General features: G+C 33.3%; 23 protein-coding genes and 1 pseudogene. All 24 read left to right on the forward strand.

What is annotated here, in order from left to right; genetic code table 11:
• Window positions 1-17 precede the first annotated feature (17 nt).
• The 24 genes and pseudogenes from aroA (at window position 18) to tarQ (ending at window position 16,241) form a co-directional block, all read left to right on the forward strand.
• Window positions 18-1,301 carry a 3-phosphoshikimate 1-carboxyvinyltransferase gene (aroA, locus tag SK578_RS04860; protein WP_042750973.1) on the forward strand — a complete coding sequence of 428 codons (1,284 nt, stop codon included), beginning with the start codon at window positions 18-20 and terminating at the stop codon, window positions 1,299-1,301.
• Complete coding sequence (locus tag SK578_RS04865; protein WP_004259764.1) at window positions 1,294-1,770, forward strand: shikimate kinase; 477 nt, start codon at window positions 1,294-1,296, stop codon at window positions 1,768-1,770. The genes aroA and SK578_RS04865 overlap by 8 nt, the downstream gene beginning before the upstream one ends.
• A complete protein-coding gene (pheA, locus tag SK578_RS04870) occupies window positions 1,767-2,615 on the forward strand; it encodes a prephenate dehydratase (protein WP_042750974.1) in 849 nt (282 codons plus the stop codon). The genes SK578_RS04865 and pheA overlap by 4 nt, the downstream gene beginning before the upstream one ends.
• Entirely contained in the window at window positions 2,612-3,922 is a 1,311-nt protein-coding gene (locus tag SK578_RS04875; RefSeq protein WP_042750975.1) for an LCP family protein, read from the forward strand. Before pheA ends, SK578_RS04875 begins: the two co-directional genes overlap by 4 nt.
• Window positions 3,923-4,094: 172 nt before the next feature.
• Window positions 4,095-4,322, forward strand: a pseudogene (locus tag SK578_RS11465) (transposase); the annotation flags it as partial.
• Window positions 4,323-4,535: 213 nt separating this feature from the next.
• Entirely contained in the window at window positions 4,536-4,937 is a 402-nt protein-coding gene (locus tag SK578_RS04885) for a DUF1310 family protein (protein WP_042750976.1), read from the forward strand.
• Entirely contained in the window at window positions 4,930-5,166 is a 237-nt protein-coding gene (locus tag SK578_RS04890) for a hypothetical protein (RefSeq protein ID WP_042750977.1), read from the forward strand. Before SK578_RS04885 ends, SK578_RS04890 begins: the two co-directional genes overlap by 8 nt.
• A 15-nt stretch (window positions 5,167-5,181) precedes the next feature.
• Window positions 5,182-5,583: a DUF1310 family protein gene (locus SK578_RS04895; protein WP_042750978.1), complete on the forward strand. Its 402-nt coding sequence runs from the start codon at window positions 5,182-5,184 to the stop codon at window positions 5,581-5,583.
• Window positions 5,576-5,812 (forward strand): hypothetical protein, encoded by a 237-nt coding sequence (locus tag SK578_RS04900; protein ID WP_050491237.1) that lies wholly within the window; start codon window positions 5,576-5,578, stop codon window positions 5,810-5,812. The genes SK578_RS04895 and SK578_RS04900 overlap by 8 nt, the downstream gene beginning before the upstream one ends.
• Window positions 5,813-5,827: 15 nt before the next feature.
• Entirely contained in the window at window positions 5,828-6,223 is a 396-nt protein-coding gene (locus tag SK578_RS04905; protein WP_042750979.1) for a DUF1310 family protein, read from the forward strand.
• Window positions 6,220-6,456: a hypothetical protein gene (locus SK578_RS04910; protein WP_050491238.1), complete on the forward strand. Its 237-nt coding sequence runs from the start codon at window positions 6,220-6,222 to the stop codon at window positions 6,454-6,456. Before SK578_RS04905 ends, SK578_RS04910 begins: the two co-directional genes overlap by 4 nt.
• Before the next feature lie 15 nt (window positions 6,457-6,471).
• On the forward strand, window positions 6,472-6,855 hold the full coding sequence (locus SK578_RS04915; RefSeq protein WP_042750980.1) for a DUF1310 family protein: 384 nt from the start codon (window positions 6,472-6,474) through the stop codon (window positions 6,853-6,855).
• A complete protein-coding gene (locus tag SK578_RS04920; RefSeq protein WP_235228630.1) occupies window positions 6,855-8,036 on the forward strand; it encodes an Mbeg1-like protein in 1,182 nt (393 codons plus the stop codon). Before SK578_RS04915 ends, SK578_RS04920 begins: the two co-directional genes overlap by 1 nt.
• 16 nt (window positions 8,037-8,052) lie before the next feature.
• Window positions 8,053-8,463 (forward strand): hypothetical protein, encoded by a 411-nt coding sequence (locus tag SK578_RS04925; RefSeq protein WP_042750981.1) that lies wholly within the window; start codon window positions 8,053-8,055, stop codon window positions 8,461-8,463.
• A 3-nt stretch (window positions 8,464-8,466) separates the two neighbouring features.
• Window positions 8,467-8,760, forward strand: coding sequence for a hypothetical protein (locus SK578_RS04930; RefSeq protein ID WP_042750982.1), 294 nt, complete (start codon window positions 8,467-8,469; stop codon window positions 8,758-8,760).
• A gap of 178 nt (window positions 8,761-8,938) precedes the next feature.
• A complete protein-coding gene (locus SK578_RS04935; protein WP_161683532.1) occupies window positions 8,939-9,406 on the forward strand; it encodes a LicD family protein in 468 nt (155 codons plus the stop codon).
• 124 nt (window positions 9,407-9,530) lie between these two features.
• Window positions 9,531-10,613, forward strand: coding sequence for a CDP-glycerol glycerophosphotransferase family protein (locus tag SK578_RS04940; RefSeq protein WP_235228668.1), 1,083 nt, complete (start codon window positions 9,531-9,533; stop codon window positions 10,611-10,613).
• The gene (locus tag SK578_RS04945) at window positions 10,613-11,578 is read left to right on the forward strand and encodes a glycosyltransferase (protein ID WP_042750983.1); all 966 of its coding nucleotides are present in this window, start codon (window positions 10,613-10,615) and stop codon (window positions 11,576-11,578) included. Before SK578_RS04940 ends, SK578_RS04945 begins: the two co-directional genes overlap by 1 nt.
• Window positions 11,579-11,585: 7 nt before the next feature.
• The gene (locus SK578_RS11215) at window positions 11,586-12,005 is read left to right on the forward strand and encodes a glycosyltransferase family protein (RefSeq protein WP_235228632.1); all 420 of its coding nucleotides are present in this window, start codon (window positions 11,586-11,588) and stop codon (window positions 12,003-12,005) included.
• Window positions 12,006-12,190: 185 nt separating this feature from the next.
• Complete coding sequence (locus SK578_RS11220) at window positions 12,191-12,688, forward strand: glycosyltransferase (protein ID WP_323754979.1); 498 nt, start codon at window positions 12,191-12,193, stop codon at window positions 12,686-12,688.
• An 11-nt stretch (window positions 12,689-12,699) separates the two neighbouring features.
• A complete protein-coding gene (locus SK578_RS04955; RefSeq protein WP_042750984.1) occupies window positions 12,700-13,719 on the forward strand; it encodes a hypothetical protein in 1,020 nt (339 codons plus the stop codon).
• Window positions 13,720-13,802: 83 nt separating this feature from the next.
• Entirely contained in the window at window positions 13,803-14,153 is a 351-nt protein-coding gene (wzy, locus tag SK578_RS11480) for an O-antigen polysaccharide polymerase Wzy (protein WP_474104085.1), read from the forward strand.
• Between the two features lie 5 nt (window positions 14,154-14,158).
• Window positions 14,159-15,205: an O-antigen polysaccharide polymerase Wzy family protein gene (locus SK578_RS04960; protein WP_474104086.1), complete on the forward strand. Its 1,047-nt coding sequence runs from the start codon at window positions 14,159-14,161 to the stop codon at window positions 15,203-15,205.
• Between the two features lie 97 nt (window positions 15,206-15,302).
• A complete protein-coding gene (gene tarQ, locus SK578_RS04965) occupies window positions 15,303-16,241 on the forward strand; it encodes a teichoic acid biosynthesis protein TarQ (protein WP_474104087.1) in 939 nt (312 codons plus the stop codon).
• Window positions 16,242-16,456 lie beyond the last annotated feature (215 nt).

Raw genomic sequence — 16,456 nt, forward strand, 5'->3', positions numbered from 1 at the left:
CAAGTATGAGGTCCAGTATGAAACTAAAAATAAACATTAGCCACTTACATGGCAGTATCCGAGTTCCAGGTGATAAGTCTATCAGCCACCGTTCCATTATCTTTGGAAGTTTGGCTGAGGGTGAGACCAAGGTTTATGATATATTGCGTGGTGAGGACGTGCTCTCAACTATGCAGGTTTTTCGTGACCTTGGTGTTGTTATTGAGGATAAAGACGATGTGATCACTATTCAAGGTGTAGGCATGGATGGCTTAAAAGCGCCGCAAAATGCCCTTGATATGGGAAATTCTGGCACCTCGATTCGCTTGATTTCAGGTGTTCTTGCTGGTGCAGACTTTGAAGTAGAAATGTTTGGAGATGATAGTCTTTCCAAACGTCCTATGGATCGTGTGACCCTTCCGCTGAAAAAAATGGGCGTTAGTATTTCAGGGCAAACTGAGCGAGACCTGCCTCCCCTTCATTTAAAAGGGACGAAAAACCTAAGACCTATTCATTATGAGTTGCCGATTGCTTCTGCCCAAGTCAAGTCAGCCTTGATGTTTGGGGCCTTGCAGGCTCAGGGGGAGTCTGTAATTATCGAAAAAGAGTGCACCCGTAATCATACTGAAGATATGCTGCAACAATTTGGTGGCCATTTAAGTGTGGACGGTAAGAAAATCACAGTCCAAGGACCACAAAAATTGACAGGACAAAAGGTGGTCGTGCCAGGAGATATTTCCAGTGCAGCCTTTTGGTTGGTCGCAGGTTTGATTGTTCCGAATTCTCGTGTAGTGCTGCAGAATGTGGGGATCAACGAAACGCGCACCGGTATTATCGATGTCATTCGTGCCATGGGTGGAAAATTGGAAATGACTGATATTGACCCAGTCGCTAAATCTGCTACCTTAACTGTTGAATCTTCTGACTTAAAAGGAACAGAGATTGGTGGTGCCTTGATTCCACGCTTGATTGATGAATTGCCAGTTATCGCTCTGCTTGCGACTCAAGCTCAAGGTGTAACGGATATCAAGGATGCTGAGGAACTCAAGGTCAAGGAAACAGACCGCATTCAGGTTGTGGCAGACGCTTTAAATAGCATGGGTGCGGATATCACACCTACGGCAGATGGGATGATTATCAAAGGGAAATCAGCCCTTCACGGTGCTAGAGTCAATACTTTTGGAGACCATCGTATCGGCATGATGACGGCTATCGCGGCCCTCTTGGTTGCTGATGGAGAAGTGGATCTTGACCGTGCAGAAGCTATCAATACCAGCTATCCTAGCTTCTTTGATGATTTGGAGAGCTTGATTCATGGCTAAGGTATTACTAGGATTTATGGGGGCTGGTAAATCGACTATTGCAAGAGGCTTAGACCCTAATTACCTTGATATGGATGCTCTGATTGAGAAGCGCCTAGGTATGTCCATTGCGAATTTTTTCGCTGAAAAGGGCGAAGTGGCCTTTCGTCAGGTAGAGTCAGAAATCCTAGCTGAGTTACTACAAAGAGACAAAGTTGTGTCAACTGGTGGAGGAGTGGTTATTTCTCAGCGAAATCGTGACTTACTAAAGACAAATTCTGATAATATCTACCTGAAAGCTGATTTTGAAACCCTCTACCAACGCATAGCAGCTGATAAGGACAATCAGCGCCCGCTTTTTCTAAATAATAGCAAGGAAGAACTTGCAGCTATTTTTCAAGAAAGACAGGCTTGGTATGAGGAAGTGGCTAGTCGGATTTTGGATGTGACCAAGTTAAGCCCAGAGGAAATTATAGAGGAACTGAGATGAAAATTGCTTACCTAGGTCCCAAGGGATCATTTTCACACCACGTTGTGCAGACAGCTTTTCCTCATGAGGAATTGCAGGCCTTTGCCAATATTACAGATGTCATCAAGGCCTATGAGCAAGGATTGGTGGACTATTCTGTGGTGCCAGTTGAAAATTCTATAGAGGGTAGTGTTCATGAAACCTTAGACTACCTTTTTCATCAGGCTCGCATCCAAGCAGTGGCAGAAATCGTTCAGCCTATTCATCAGCAGTTGATGGTGGTTCCAGGCCATACTAAGATTGAAAAGATTTTTTCTCATCCACAAGCTTTGGCTCAAGGAAAGAAATTCATCGATGAACAATATCCAGAGGCCCAAATCGAGGTAACAGCTAGTACAGCTTATGCGGCCCGTTTTATTTCCGAACATCCTGACCAGCCTTTTGCGGCCATTGCTCCTAGAAGTTCTGCCGAAGAATATGGCTTGGAACTGATTGCCGAAGATATTCAAGAAATGGAAGCCAATTTCACACGTTTCTGGGTTTTGGGAGCTGAAAAGCCTAGTATTCCCTTGAAAGCACAAACTGAGAAAATGAGTTTGGCCTTGACCTTACCAGACAACCTTCCAGGTGCACTTTATAAGGCTCTGTCGACCTTTGCTTGGAGAGGAATTGACCTGACAAAAATTGAAAGTCGGCCACTCAAGACAGCACTGGGCGAATACTTTTTCATTATTGATGTGGACTATGCTGATAAGGACTTGGTCCACTTTGCCCAAAAAGAATTAGAAGCCATCGGAATCCAGTATAAGGTTCTGGGTGCCTATCCCATTTATCCAATATCAGACCATGGAAAGGAGAGAAGATGAGTAAAGAAAATCCTTTAAGCCATCACGAGCAGTTACGTTATGACTATCTTTTTAAGAACATTCATTACCTCAATGAGCGAGAGAAAAAAGAGTTTGCTTACCTGCAAGGTAAGTTAAATATGGCTAGTGGTAGTGAAGTTTCTCCAGAAATTCATAATGAAAATCACGATATGGAAGATTCTTTCATGGAACCAATCAATCAGTCTCCTCTTCCAACCTACGGTAACCGTAGTCGTGCAAAAAAATATCAGAAAAGTCATCCTCTTCCAAAGGTTAAGTCCAAAAAACGTAAGATTCGTTGGGGGCGCATTTTTGCAGGATTGCTTGCCCTTCTAGCCTGTGTCGGTTTTGGCATGATTTTTATGTTCCTAAAAGGCTATTCAAATGCGGATCAAAATAAACCTGCCAATGCTAAGGCAGCTCAAGTAGAAGTTTTTCATGGTCAAGATACCAAGGATGGGGTTAATATTTTGATTATGGGGACGGATGGACGGATTGGCCAAAATAGTGCTGAAACAAGAACGGACTCTATTATGGTCTTAAACGTTGGTGGCTCAGATAAGAAAATTAAGCTGGTCAGCTTCATGCGTGATAACTTAGTTTATATTGATGGATATAGTAAGATTATCAATGGAAAGAAACAAACAGATAACAAGTTAAATGTAGCCTATGAACTAGGGGAACAGGAAGGCCAAAAAGGAGCAGAAATGGTTCGCCAAGTATTGAAAGATAATTTTGACTTGGACATTAAGTACTATGCCTTGGTTGATTTTCAGGCCTTTGCAACCGCTATTGACACTCTCTTCCCTGACGGGGTGACGATTGATGCCAAATTCTCAACCTTAGAAGGTCAACCTTTAACCGAAGCTACGGTGGGAGATGACTTGCATGCTACAGAAACAGAGTCTCCAACCCAGACTATCAAAGTTGGAAAACAGCAGATGAACGGTTCAACCTTGCTCAATTATGCTCGCTTCCGTGATGATGATGAAGGTGATTACGGTCGTACCAAGAGACAACAGCAAGTGCTGACAGCTGTTCTGCAGCAACTCAAGGATCCAACTAAACTTTTTACTGGATCAGAAGCACTTGGTAAGGTCTTTGGGATGACCTCTACGAATGTTCCCTATAGTTTCTTATTGACAAATGGTTTATCCTTCCTAGATGGAGCGCAAAATGGCATTGAGAGATTAACGGTTCCAGAACTAGGTGATTGGGTAGATGATTATGATGTTTATGGAGGACAGGCACTCTTAGTAGACCAAAATAAATATCAAACTAAACTTTCTCAAATGGGAATGAGATAAGATAAGACAAAATTCCAAATAAAAAACTATACTTTAAATATAAAATAACGATCCTTGGACAATAGTCCCTTATCTCCAAAAAAAGCAACGGATTTGCCGTTGCTTTTTTACATGGTTGTGATAGTCTTTGTAAAATAGAATTGCTTAATAAACCATTTAGAAAGTCTATCCCATGCCTATTCACTATAACACAAATCAAACAACTATACCACTAGAAATCAGTTCTTTCTTACCACAAGATCATCTTGTCTTTACTATTGAAAAAGTGGTGAATACCTTGGAAGATTGTCACTTCGACGCCTTCTATCATGCCTTTGGTTACCCATTTTATCACCCTAAAATGCTTGTATCTACTCTTTTATTTTCCTATTTACAAGAGATTTTCTCTGGTCAAGAAATTGCTAATGAAGAGTATACAAGTTATTCTGAAACAGATCCTTTGAAAATCATAAACGATAAAGGAGAGCTAGAAGATATCGGCACAGTCCGTCAGGTGATAGAAAACGAGACAGGATTGAAGGTTTATGTAGTTGAGAGTCCAGACCGATATTTATGGTATACTATAAGTAAATCAGTGCATGATATATTTTTAAAATAACATAAAGGAGATGTCATGAGGTTATTAAAAATTATAGGAATTGTTTTAGCTAGTTTGTTGGTTATCGTTGGATTAAGCATAGGAGGATACAAGGTGATGAAAAAAGTAGAACAAGACGAGATGGTTAGGGTTGTCAAGGGTGAGGAAGTCAAAAAGATCATAGAAGATAACCTAAAGCTGAGGCATAAAGGGGCACTTGAAGAAGGAAATATTATCCAGAATTATGATATAGATATTAATTCCATTTTTCATAGTCCAATGGGAGGGATCAAATTTAAAATTTATATAAATAATGACGAAGAATTATATGTATTTTTCACTATTAATAAAGATAGAAGTAGCGGAAAGTTAGTTAATGATGGTGGAGGAAACTCGGCTAAATTTGAAAAAATGATAACGGAGGAGAAAAGTGAATAGGCAGTATAGTGATCATGAACGTCAAAAAATGGCTAATGAAGAGTATACAAAGTATTCTGAAACAGATCCCTTGAAAATCATAAATGATAAAGGAGACATAGAAGATATCGGCACAGTCCGTCAGGTGATCGAAAACGAGACAGGATTGAAGGTTTATGTAGTTGAGAGTCCAGACAAATCTTTACGGTATACTATAAGTAAATCAGTACATGATATATTTGTAAAATAACATAAAGGAGATGTCATGAGGTTATTAAAAATTGTAGGAATCGTTTTAGCTAGTTTATTAGTTATCGCTGGGTTAAGCATAGGAGGATATAAAGTAATGAAACAAGTAGAACACGATGAGATGGTTAGGATTGTAAAGAGTGAAGAAGTCAAAAAGATTATAGAAGATGATTTGAAAGAAATGGATCAATTTTATTTAACAAATAAAGGGAAAATAAAGTCTTATCAAATTGATGATAAATCCATCAATCATAGTCCAATGGGAGGGATCAAATTAAAAATTTATATAAATAATGACGAAGAATTATATGTATTTTTCACTATTAATAAAGATAAAAAAAGTGGAAAGTTAGTTAATGATGGCGGAGGAAACTCTGCTAAATTTGAAAAAATGATAACGGAGAGAAAAAGTGAGTAGACAGTATAGTGATCATGAACGTCAAAAAATTGCTAATAAAGAGTATACAAAGTATTCTGAAACAGATCCCTTGAAAATCATAAATGATAAAGGAGAGATAGAAGATATCGGTACAGTCCGTCATGTGATAGAAAACGAGACAGGGTTGAAGGTTTATGTAGTTGAGAGTCCAGACCGCTCTTTATGGTATACTATAAGTAAATCAGTGCATGATATATTTGTAAAATAACATAAAGGAGATGTCATGAGGTTATTAAAAATTTTAGGAATCGTTTTAGCTAGTTTATTAGTTATCGCTGGGTTAAGCATAGGAGGATATAAAGTAATGAAACAAGTAGAACACGATGAGATGGTTAGGATTGTAAAGAGTGAAGAAGTCAAAGAAATAATAGAGGATTATTTAAATTATATAGATGGGAAAGCTTTTACAAATAAAGGAGTAATCCAGTCTTATGAAATAGATACAGAATCTATTCAACATAACCCTATGGGGGGAATAAATTTTTCTGTTTATGTAAATGAAGATAATGAACTATATGTAAGGTATACCCTAGAGAAAAACTCGCAAACAAATAAGGTGGATTTTTCCAGTGGGGGATACTCGGGGAAATTGCACAATCTGATAAAGGAGAAACAATGAGTAGAGACTACAGTGATCATGAGCGACAAAGTATAGCAAATGAGGAGTATTCAGTCTATGAACCCAGTGATCCTCTGACTATTAAAAACGATAAAGGAGAGCTAGAAGACATAGGTACAGTCCGTCATGTGATAGAAAACGAGACAGGGTTGAAGGTTTATGTAGTTGAGAGTCCAGACAAATCTTTATGGTATACTATAAGTAAATCAGTACATGATATATTTGTAAAATAACATAAAGGAGATGTCATGAAGTCATTAAAAATTATAGGAATCGTTTTAGCTAGTTTATTAGTTATTGTTGGATTAAGTATAGGAGGATTTAAAGTGATGAAACAAGCAGAACATGATGAGATGGTGAGAATTGTAGAGAGTGAGGAAGCGAAAGAGATTTTTAAAGTGCGCTTAAAACAAATAGATCCGAATGCTCTAACAGAAAAAGGAATTATTAAATCATATAAAGTTGATTCTTTTGAACATAATCCAATGGGGGGAATAATTGTTTATTTGTATATAAATGATTCTTCAAGTTATAAAGTTAGTGTTTTCTTACATAAAGATAGTGATGGTAAATTAAGAAATGGCGGTGGGAGTAATCCATCTCTGGAAAAATTAAAGGGAGACTCAAACTGATGAATTCTATGTATAGCGACTATGAACGAAAGTTAATTGCTGAAAAAGAATATGATAATACATTACAAGTTGATAATGATATTTATATAGAAACTCGAAAAAGTTCCATCGGTACAGTCCGTCAGGTGATAGAAAACGAGACAGGAATAAAGGTTTACGTAGTTGAGAGTCCAGACCAATCTGAAGTGTCCGTTCTTTACGAAGGTTCTAAAGCGCCACTTGATGAAGGATGGGAAGTGGATTGGCTTGCAAATGATATTCCCATGGCTCAAAATATTTTGAAAGGTGAAGAAGGGGTGACTTCTCAGTTGAAGGCGGCGGCATCTATCTTAGATGATATAATGTTGGAATATCCAAACGCTAAAATCTCAGTTTATGGTCACTCTCTTGGTTCTATGAATGCTCAATACGCCCTAGCTAATGTTAGGGACATTTCACGTATTTCAGGAGCTTATATCTACCAAGGCCCGAATATCTATCCGGTCTTGACCAAAGAACAGCGGCAGCGTGTGGATGCGATAAAGTATCGTATTCATAATTATGTTGATGATAAAGATTTGGTTCCTATAGGTTACCCTAAAAATAGAATGGATAGTGTCGGTGTTGTAGGGATGATGCATCATGTGGACTCTGTACAACAGGTAGATTTTGTATATTCTCAACACTTGTGGGGCGGTTATGTTTTTAATGAAGATGGTAGTCTTAAAATTAAGAATGATCGTTCATCGTTTGAAAAACGGTATTCATCTGGTTTGGATAAGGTTTCCAGTGGCTTGTATTCCTATGCAAAGGCTAAAGAGGCATTGGCTTCAGGCGGTTATACGAGTGGTGAGGAACTCTTTTTAGACTCCGAACAGGCCTTAACGATTTCATCGGGATTGCATGAAGTCGCAAATGCTGGTCATGAAGAGATTTGCTCCATCGTTCGTCAAGCGCATCAAAAAGCAGAGAAAATAGTAGCGAGTACTTATCACGTTCCCTTTGGTTTTATTTTATCACCTACAGAGGTGGCGACAGCCTATTCTGATGGAGGAGTATCTCGTACTACAATCGTAGATGATCTTGATCATTATTTCTATCCAAAAATCAAAAAATCAGAAAAACTAGCCGAAGATTTTCAAAGTTTAGAAAAGCAAATAGCAGATGGTGTCCAAAAAAATTGGAAGATGATAAAGAGTTAGCAGGGAATTTTAAAGAATGGATGAAAATCAAGTAATCTGGCAGGAATTAAGAACAAAGCAAAACCATTTAGATTTATTAGATGAACGCAATCGTTTTATTCGCCAACAAAGAGAAGAACAATTTGAAAACCTTCAGCAAAAACGGAACCAATTGTTGCATATGATGGAAAGAAAGTATCAGATGATGCAGCATTACCTAGGGCAAGTGGACGTGGATACTACTGAGGAAAGAGCACGATTAAACAGAATAGCTTCGGACTTTAGCCAAGCAGTATCTATAGGATTTATAAGAAATCAGCGCGCTTTGGAACAAAGTATTGAAAAAGAAGAGATTGAGTATAGACGAGAACGACGAAAATTAGAAGAGGATATAGATACATTACATCGTCGAAAGACGACACTCGAACAAGAAAAAAGGAAGGGATAGCTTATGTTTGATGAAATGATTAATGATTTCTTCTCAGGAGTGAACAATAATATGATTGAGATTCAGAAGGGACTAGAACGTTTACTAATCAGTCATATCTATTCACCGATCAAATTGAATGAGCGTAATAATTTGATGTCAGATGGTGACTTTAAGATCAAAACAGAAGCTCTAGCAACAAAGACAGCACTAGGGATGATTTCTAGTCAACTCGATACAACTATGAAAGGAGCTTATTCGACAAAGGTTGTTGAGACTTTGAAGACGAAAGAAAAAGATTATGATACGATTGTGTAGAGATGAATATTCTACAATTGGAATTAGATAGGAGATTAATACAGGAAAAATCAAGGTTCGAATCACCAGTAAAATAGTGGTTTGAACTTTGATTTTTCTTAGTGTCTGATGGATTTTTAAGGCTTTTTTATGGTATAATAAAACGATATAACTCGTTATTGAACAGAAGAGGAGAGACATGAGTGATTTGAAAGCGATTCAGGCTCGTAGTCTGGAAATGGCTGAATATTTCGTCGCATTTTGTAAAGAACATGATTTGCTTTGTTATCTTTGTGGTGGAGGTGCTATTGGTGCCCTTCGAAACAAGGGTTTCATTCCTTGGGATGATGATCTAGATTTTTTTATGCCCCGTAAGGATTATGAAAAATTGGCAGAATTATGGCCTCGTTATGCAGATGAGCGTTATTTCTTGTCAAAGAGTAACAAGGATTTTGTCGACCGCAATCTTTTTATTACTATTCGTGACAAGGAAACTACCTGCATTAAACCTTACCAGCAAGATTTGGATTTGCCACATGGTTTGGCTTTGGATGTTTTGCCTTTGGATTATTTTTACAAATATCAGCTTTTTCCTCTAATAAAAAATAAAATAAGTTGGAAATCTTCATTAAACTATAAGCATGTATATGAGGAGGTGCTAAGATGAGTAGAAATTTTTTTGAAAAATTAAGATTAATTTCTATAAAAGATATTATCTCACTTTTTTTATTTTTCCAATAGCATATTTTCTTTCGCTATTTTATAGAAACAGAAATAAAAACTTAATTCTAATATGTGAAAGTGAAAAAGAAGCTAGGGATAATGGTTATTGGCTTTTTAAGTATATTAGAGAAAAACACCCAGAAGAGAATGTGATTTACGTCATTGATCTAAAATCTCCGGATGCAAATAAAGTTACAAAATTAGGAGAATGTATTCAGTATTGGTCTTTTAAACACTGGGTTTATTATCTTAGCGCGGGAGTAAATGTAAGTACACAGAAAGCAGGAAATCCAAATGCAGCTGTTTTTAATCTTATGGAAGTATATTTAGGGTTAAAAACAAATAAGGTATTTTTGCAACACGGAATAACAGTTTCGGATGCCAAATGGTTATATTATGAAAATACAAAAATGCGTGGCTTTATATGCGGGGCAGAGCGAGAGTATAATGTAATAGAAGAAAAATTCGGGTATCCAAAAGGGTATGTACAATATTTGGGATTTCCAAGATTTGATAATCTTCATCGTAATATTGTAAATAATAACCAAATTCTTGTTATGCCTACTTGGAGAGAATGGTTAAATTTAAATACTAAAGCTAGAAATAATTTTAATGAAGGAAGTATTTTTACCGAAACTGAATACTTTAAAAAATGGAATGAGTTTTTAGTAAATGATGACTTAAATAACTTTTTAGAAAAAAATAACCTAACTTTAATTTTTTATCCGCATAGAAACATGCAAAAAAATTTACAAGATTTTCAAACTTCTTCAGAGAATATTATATTGGCTGATTGGAAAAAATATGATATACAAGAACTATTAAAAGAGTCTGCTTTTTTAATTACAGATTACTCAAGTGTATTTATGGATTTTTGTTATATGAGAAAACCAGTATTATTTTATCAATTTGATTATAAAAAATTTAGGGAAGGCCAGTACGAAGAAGGATATTATGACTATAAAGATGGATTTGGAAACTCTATAGATACCCTAGATGAATTGATAACAGAGATAAAAAATCAATTTAAGAATAATTGGATTTTAGAAGATAGATATAAAGGAAAAATTGATAAGTTTTTTAGAATACATGATGATCAGAATTCTAAGAGAGTATATTCGTTTATAAAAGAAATAATAGGAAAAAAATAATGAAATTAACTATAGGTGTACCAGTATACAACGGTGAAAAATATATATCACGTTGCATAGATTCTATCGCAAAAGAGTATGAGGCAGTGAAAGATAAAATAGAATTAGAACTGCTAATTGTAAATGATGGATCAAAGGATAGTAGTGAAACAATATTAAAGGGGTATAGTGAAAAATTATCCTATCTAAAAGTTTTATCTCAAGAAAATGGGGGATTGGCCCATGTTAGAAGAGTAACTTTAGAGGAGGCAAGTGGAGATTATCTATGGTTTGTTGATATAGATGATGAGATAGAAGAAGGTGCACTAAAATTTATAGCTAATCAAAAATTAGAAGAAGTAAATATTTTTGATTATAGGGTAGGATACGAGAATAGTGAGTTGGACCATATAAGTATGGGAATAGAAGAATATACTATACTAAATCCGAATAAAGAAAGAAGACTTTTTACCCTACCAAATGCTGTATGGCATTATATATATGATTTAGAATTCTTAAGAAAAACTAAATTAACATTTAAAAGTGGCTATTTATATGAAGATTTCGAGTTCATGGCAAGACTTTGGCCCAATGTAAATAAAGCAAAATATTTTAATTTTAGTATATATAAATACTATTTAACTGAAGGTTCTATTATGCGTGGCGGAACAGCTATTAATAAAATAAGAGATATAGAAGTAATGTTAAACAGTGTAGAAGAATATTATGCAGAAAATTATCCAGGGGAATATAAAGAAGAGTTAGAATATTATAACTGGTACCATATTTTGTATGGTGGATACGCTAATATTTTAAGAATTGATAAAAAGTCTCCCTTATTAAAAGATTACCTTGAAAAAGTAAATAAAAAATATCCTAATTGGATAAAAAATAAATATTTAAATAGTCAACCTTTAAAGAGAAAACTACTGATGTATTTAATAAAATATAATCAAAAAAGTATAGTGAAAAAACTATTGAAATAGGTGAAATATGAGTAAAAAGAAAATTTTATTTATAACATGGTCTTTTAGTTTGGGTGGTGGTGCTGAAAAAATTTTGGAAAATATTTCCAATGGATTAAGTGATGAGTATGATATTGATGTTTTAGAGATAAATCATCACGGTATTGGAGAAGGTAACAATAGAAAAGTCAATGTATTAAAACCTATATTCAGAAACCTAGAAAATGCCAGTATTTTTAATAAAATTAAGTGGAAGTTTTTCTTGTTTTTTCCAAAATTATTTAGATATCGAGTGACAAGAAAAAAATATGATTATGAAATAGCCTTTAATTATTTATATCCGGTTTATTTACTAAACAATGATGCTAAAACAATATCTTGGAATCATGGAACAATCTATAATCTAAAAAATCATAAACTTTCTAGAATTAGACAAGGGAAAAATTAAAATATGTTAACAAAATAATAAGTATATCAGAAAAAACATCAGAGTCTATCAAAGAAATTTATCCTGAATACGATAAAAAAATAGAACTAGTATATAATGGATACGATTTTCAAAATATTCACACTAAATCTCTTGAAGATGTAAATATTAAATTTGAAGAGGATAGTCTCATTTACTTAGGACGTATAGAGGAATCCAAAGGGATCAAGAGATTGTTAGAAGTTGTCAAGAATGTGGTTGAGAAAATACCTGATACAAAATTATATTTATTAGGGAAAGGTAATTTAGAGGAATATGTTACTAGATTCATAATTGATAATAATTTAGAAAATAATGTAGTTATGTTAGGCTATGTTGAAAATCCTTATCCATATATAAATAAAGCATCTTATGTAGTTTTATTATCAGAAGCAGAAGGATTCCCTACAGTTTTGGTGGAAGCGTTAGCGTTAGGAAAGGGATTTATTAGTACTCCCGTAGGAGGGACGAATGAATTATATAATAATCAAAAATGTGGATTTGTTTCTGATGATAATGAAGAAATTTCTAACTATCTTATAGAAGAGCTTAGTAAAAAGAAGGAAGATAGATTCATTAATTCGGAAGTATGCAAGAAATATGTTGACAAATATTCCTTAGATAAACAGATTACTAGTATCAAAAAAATAATTAATGAATTATAGGTGAATAAATTATGAATAAAATAATAATTCCTATGAGTTATATGGGAAGTGGATCCTCAGCAGTGACAGATTTATTAAGAGAATATGAAGGAATAAACACGAAAAATTCAGACTTTGAATATGTATTTTTATATGCACCTGATGGATTATTTGATTTAGAGTATAAATTGCTATATAATAACAATGCTATTAGGAGTGATGAAGCTATAAAGAGTTTTAGAAAACTCATGAAAGAATTGTATATGTATGGTGGTTGGGGGATTGCTAATTATAAAGAAAAAATTTCCCAAAACTTCATAAAGATAGTGGATAGTTATTTAAATTCTATAATAACTAGTAAATATCATGGGATTTGGTATTATCATCAAAAGCCTACAAAAGTAGACTGGATTATAAGAGTTATAAAGAGAGTTATATTTAAAAAAACTGCAAAATTAAAACAAGTACAATTAGAAATGAGTCTAGTATCTTCGGATGACTTTTATGAAAAAAGTAGAAAGTTTATTGTTGATGTTATAAAACAAATATCCGATACAGAAGAGAATATAGTACTAGACCAACTTATACTACCTCATAATCTTAATTTAATAGATAATTATAAAATTGAAGGATTACTTCCAATAATTGTTTCAAGAGATCCAAGAGATGTATTTGTTTTGAATAAGTATTTTTGGAAGCCAAGGAATCAAGAGGTACCTTATCCAACAGATGTTAAGGAATTTTGTAATTATTACAAGATGATGAGAGAAAATGAGAAAAAAACAAATACTTCAGTATTAAGACTAAAATTTGAAGATTTAGTTTTGAATTACGAGAAAACAAAACAAGATATAGAAAATTTCATAGGCATAGAATCTATCCATCATAAAGCAAAGTTTAAGTATTTCAATCCGAATATATCTGTGAATAATTTACAAGTTTACAATAGAGATATTGATTATCTACCAGAAGTAGAGATTATAGAGTCAGAACTATTCGAATACTTATATAATTTTAAGAATGAGATTATTTCTAATGGGGATGTATTTTAGGTTAGAAAACATAGGAATGAGGTGAGTATTTGATAATAGAATGGAAAAAGTTGTATTATATAATTACGCTATTTAGCTATACTGTGACTATTTTTTTAGGAATTTCATATATATATAATGATTCAATTGTAACTTTATTGTTAACTTTAGTTATGCTTATTGTTAGTAGTACTTTATATTGTTTTAACAATATAAAGTACTATATAATCCATCTTATTTTTTACATTACAATATTTCTTTTTTTGGTTTCTAGACCAACAATAGATTATTTCAAACATGGGCTAATAAATACCTATCAGGAAGATGCCTATAGATTTTCCTTTTTAGCGGTTATTATTTCTATTATCGGACTAAATATAGGAGGTTTATTAGTTTCTAAAAAGGAAAAAATAAAAAACAAGTTGATGAAATCCAAAAATCTAGTTCTTTCATAAATAGTATAAGGAAGGTATCTCTAGTAGTATTTTTTATTTCATATCCTTTTTATTTTGTTAGGTTAGTAGAAAGATTAATGTATAGAATAAATGTATCATATTATGAATACTATGCAGAATTCAAAAGTGAGCTACCTTATTTTACTTATACATTATCAACGTTTGTAGTTTATGCTATGTGTATATATTTAGCTACTAAACCAAGCAAACGTAATTCTACAATAGTGTTAGGTCTGTTTGTTACGGCTAATGTAATAAACCTTTTAATCGGAACAAGAAATCCATTTGTACTTAGTTTGATATTTTCATTTATTTATTATTTTATGAGAAATCAGACAGAAAAAGGAGTATGGATAGGTGTAAAAGAAAAAGTAGTGCTTTATATAGGTACACCAATCATGATGCTTGTTATGGGATTTTTGAATTATGCCCGTGATGGAGAAGGTATTGGAAATATGAGTCTTTCTGAACTTTTGATAGATTTTATCTATAAACAAGGGACAAGTTTTGGTGTTTTAGCTAGAGGTTACTTATATGGAAGTAATTTACCTATACGAGAGTTTAGAAATTACACCTTTAGTCCTATAATTGAGTATATAACTAGGGGAAATTTAGGAATTTTATTTGGTGGAACTCCATTCGTTAGTGCTAATAATAGTATAGAGTTAGCTCTTGAAAGTGATAGATATGCTCATAATATTTCGTATATTGTTTTGGGACAGGATTATTTAGCAGGCCATGGTATTGGTGGAAGTTATGTAATGGAAATGTATACTGATTATGGCATGATTGGATTATTTTTGTTAAGTATCATAATGGGAATTAGTTTTATATTTATGATGAAATCATCATATAAACCGGGGATTTTATTGTTTAGTATTACATTATTGATTTTAAATAATTTATTTTTTATGCCAAGAGGTAGCTTTACAGAGAGTTTCTACAATTTGGTTACATTACAATTTTGGGGAATAGTCATAGTTATCTTTTTTTTAGCCGGTCTAATAAAAAGAAGAGTAAAATACGTAGTTGATTATAAAGGAGATGTATAATGTTTGATAATTATTCGATTGCAGATTTATTTGCTAATATTTATAAAAAAAGGTATTAAATTTAGTTTCATTAATAGTTCTATTTCTTTGCCTAGCAATTCCATATTCATATAAAGTTCTTACAACTAAGTCTGTTATTAGAGATGTTAGCAATTTTTCTAGTTATCTTTCTTATAAAATTATAGCACCATCAGAAGAAACAATAATACCTAATAGTAATACAGTCGGAGGATATAGTGATTTCTACGGACGTTTAATTCAATCCAACTTAAATGGGGCTTATTTGTTTAATGACCAGTCGGAATCAGATATGAAAGAAATAGCTGCAGAACTGATGACAACTGAGGTTACACTTAAAAACTCAAATTTTGATTTTTGGAACAAAAAAATAGAAGTAAATTCCTTATTAAATAATAAAGGGATTACAGTAAAAATACTAACACCAAGTAAATTGGCGAATGATATTATTGAACAAAAATTGGATTATTTAGTTGATAAATATAAACAAGCATACTCGGGCGTAACAATTGAAAAGTTGGAGACAGTTTATTCAAAAGAACTTGAGAAAAATGAAAGTGAAGCTGGCGTAAGTAAAAGTACTTTATTTCTTCGTTTGATTATACTTGGAATCGGATCTGTGTTATTGGTAATATTTGGTAACATAGCAGTGTATATTTTTAATCCAACCATTAATAGAGCAGGGGATTATGAAAAATATGGTGTAGATTTTGTTGTAAAAATAGATAATATAGATAATTTTAGAAATGTGATACAATATAAAAATGGACATAAAAATTTATTACTATTAGCCACGAACAAAAAAGTAATTGATAAGTTTTCCAAAAAGTATGCTAAAGTCCTGCCCCCAAATATTGTTATTGGAAACATAAATGACATTAAATCAATTCTAAATTCGGATAACATTTTATTTGTGGAAGAATACGGTATAACTAGATATAAAAACTTTGAAGAAAATCTTCAAGTTATCAAAAATTTAAATAAAAACGTAATAGGTGTCGCAACATTTAGACTGTAGATTATTTCTAAATTTCTTTTATAAATTTTTGTCAGATCTTATATTGTACATTAGACTAAGTTCTACCATTTGTTTCTCATGGAAGTCAGTAAAATGACAGTGGTTTGTATGGATTGCTGAAACGATGTTGAGAATGAACTTTTATAAGATTTTTGTTGCATAGGGATTCTCCTGTTTAGTAATGTGTTTTTTTCGGAATAGTTTCCGTATTCAGG

The sequence above is a fragment of the Streptococcus mitis genome, assembly GCF_000722755.1.
Lineage (GTDB): Bacteria > Bacillota > Bacilli > Lactobacillales > Streptococcaceae > Streptococcus > Streptococcus mitis_CM.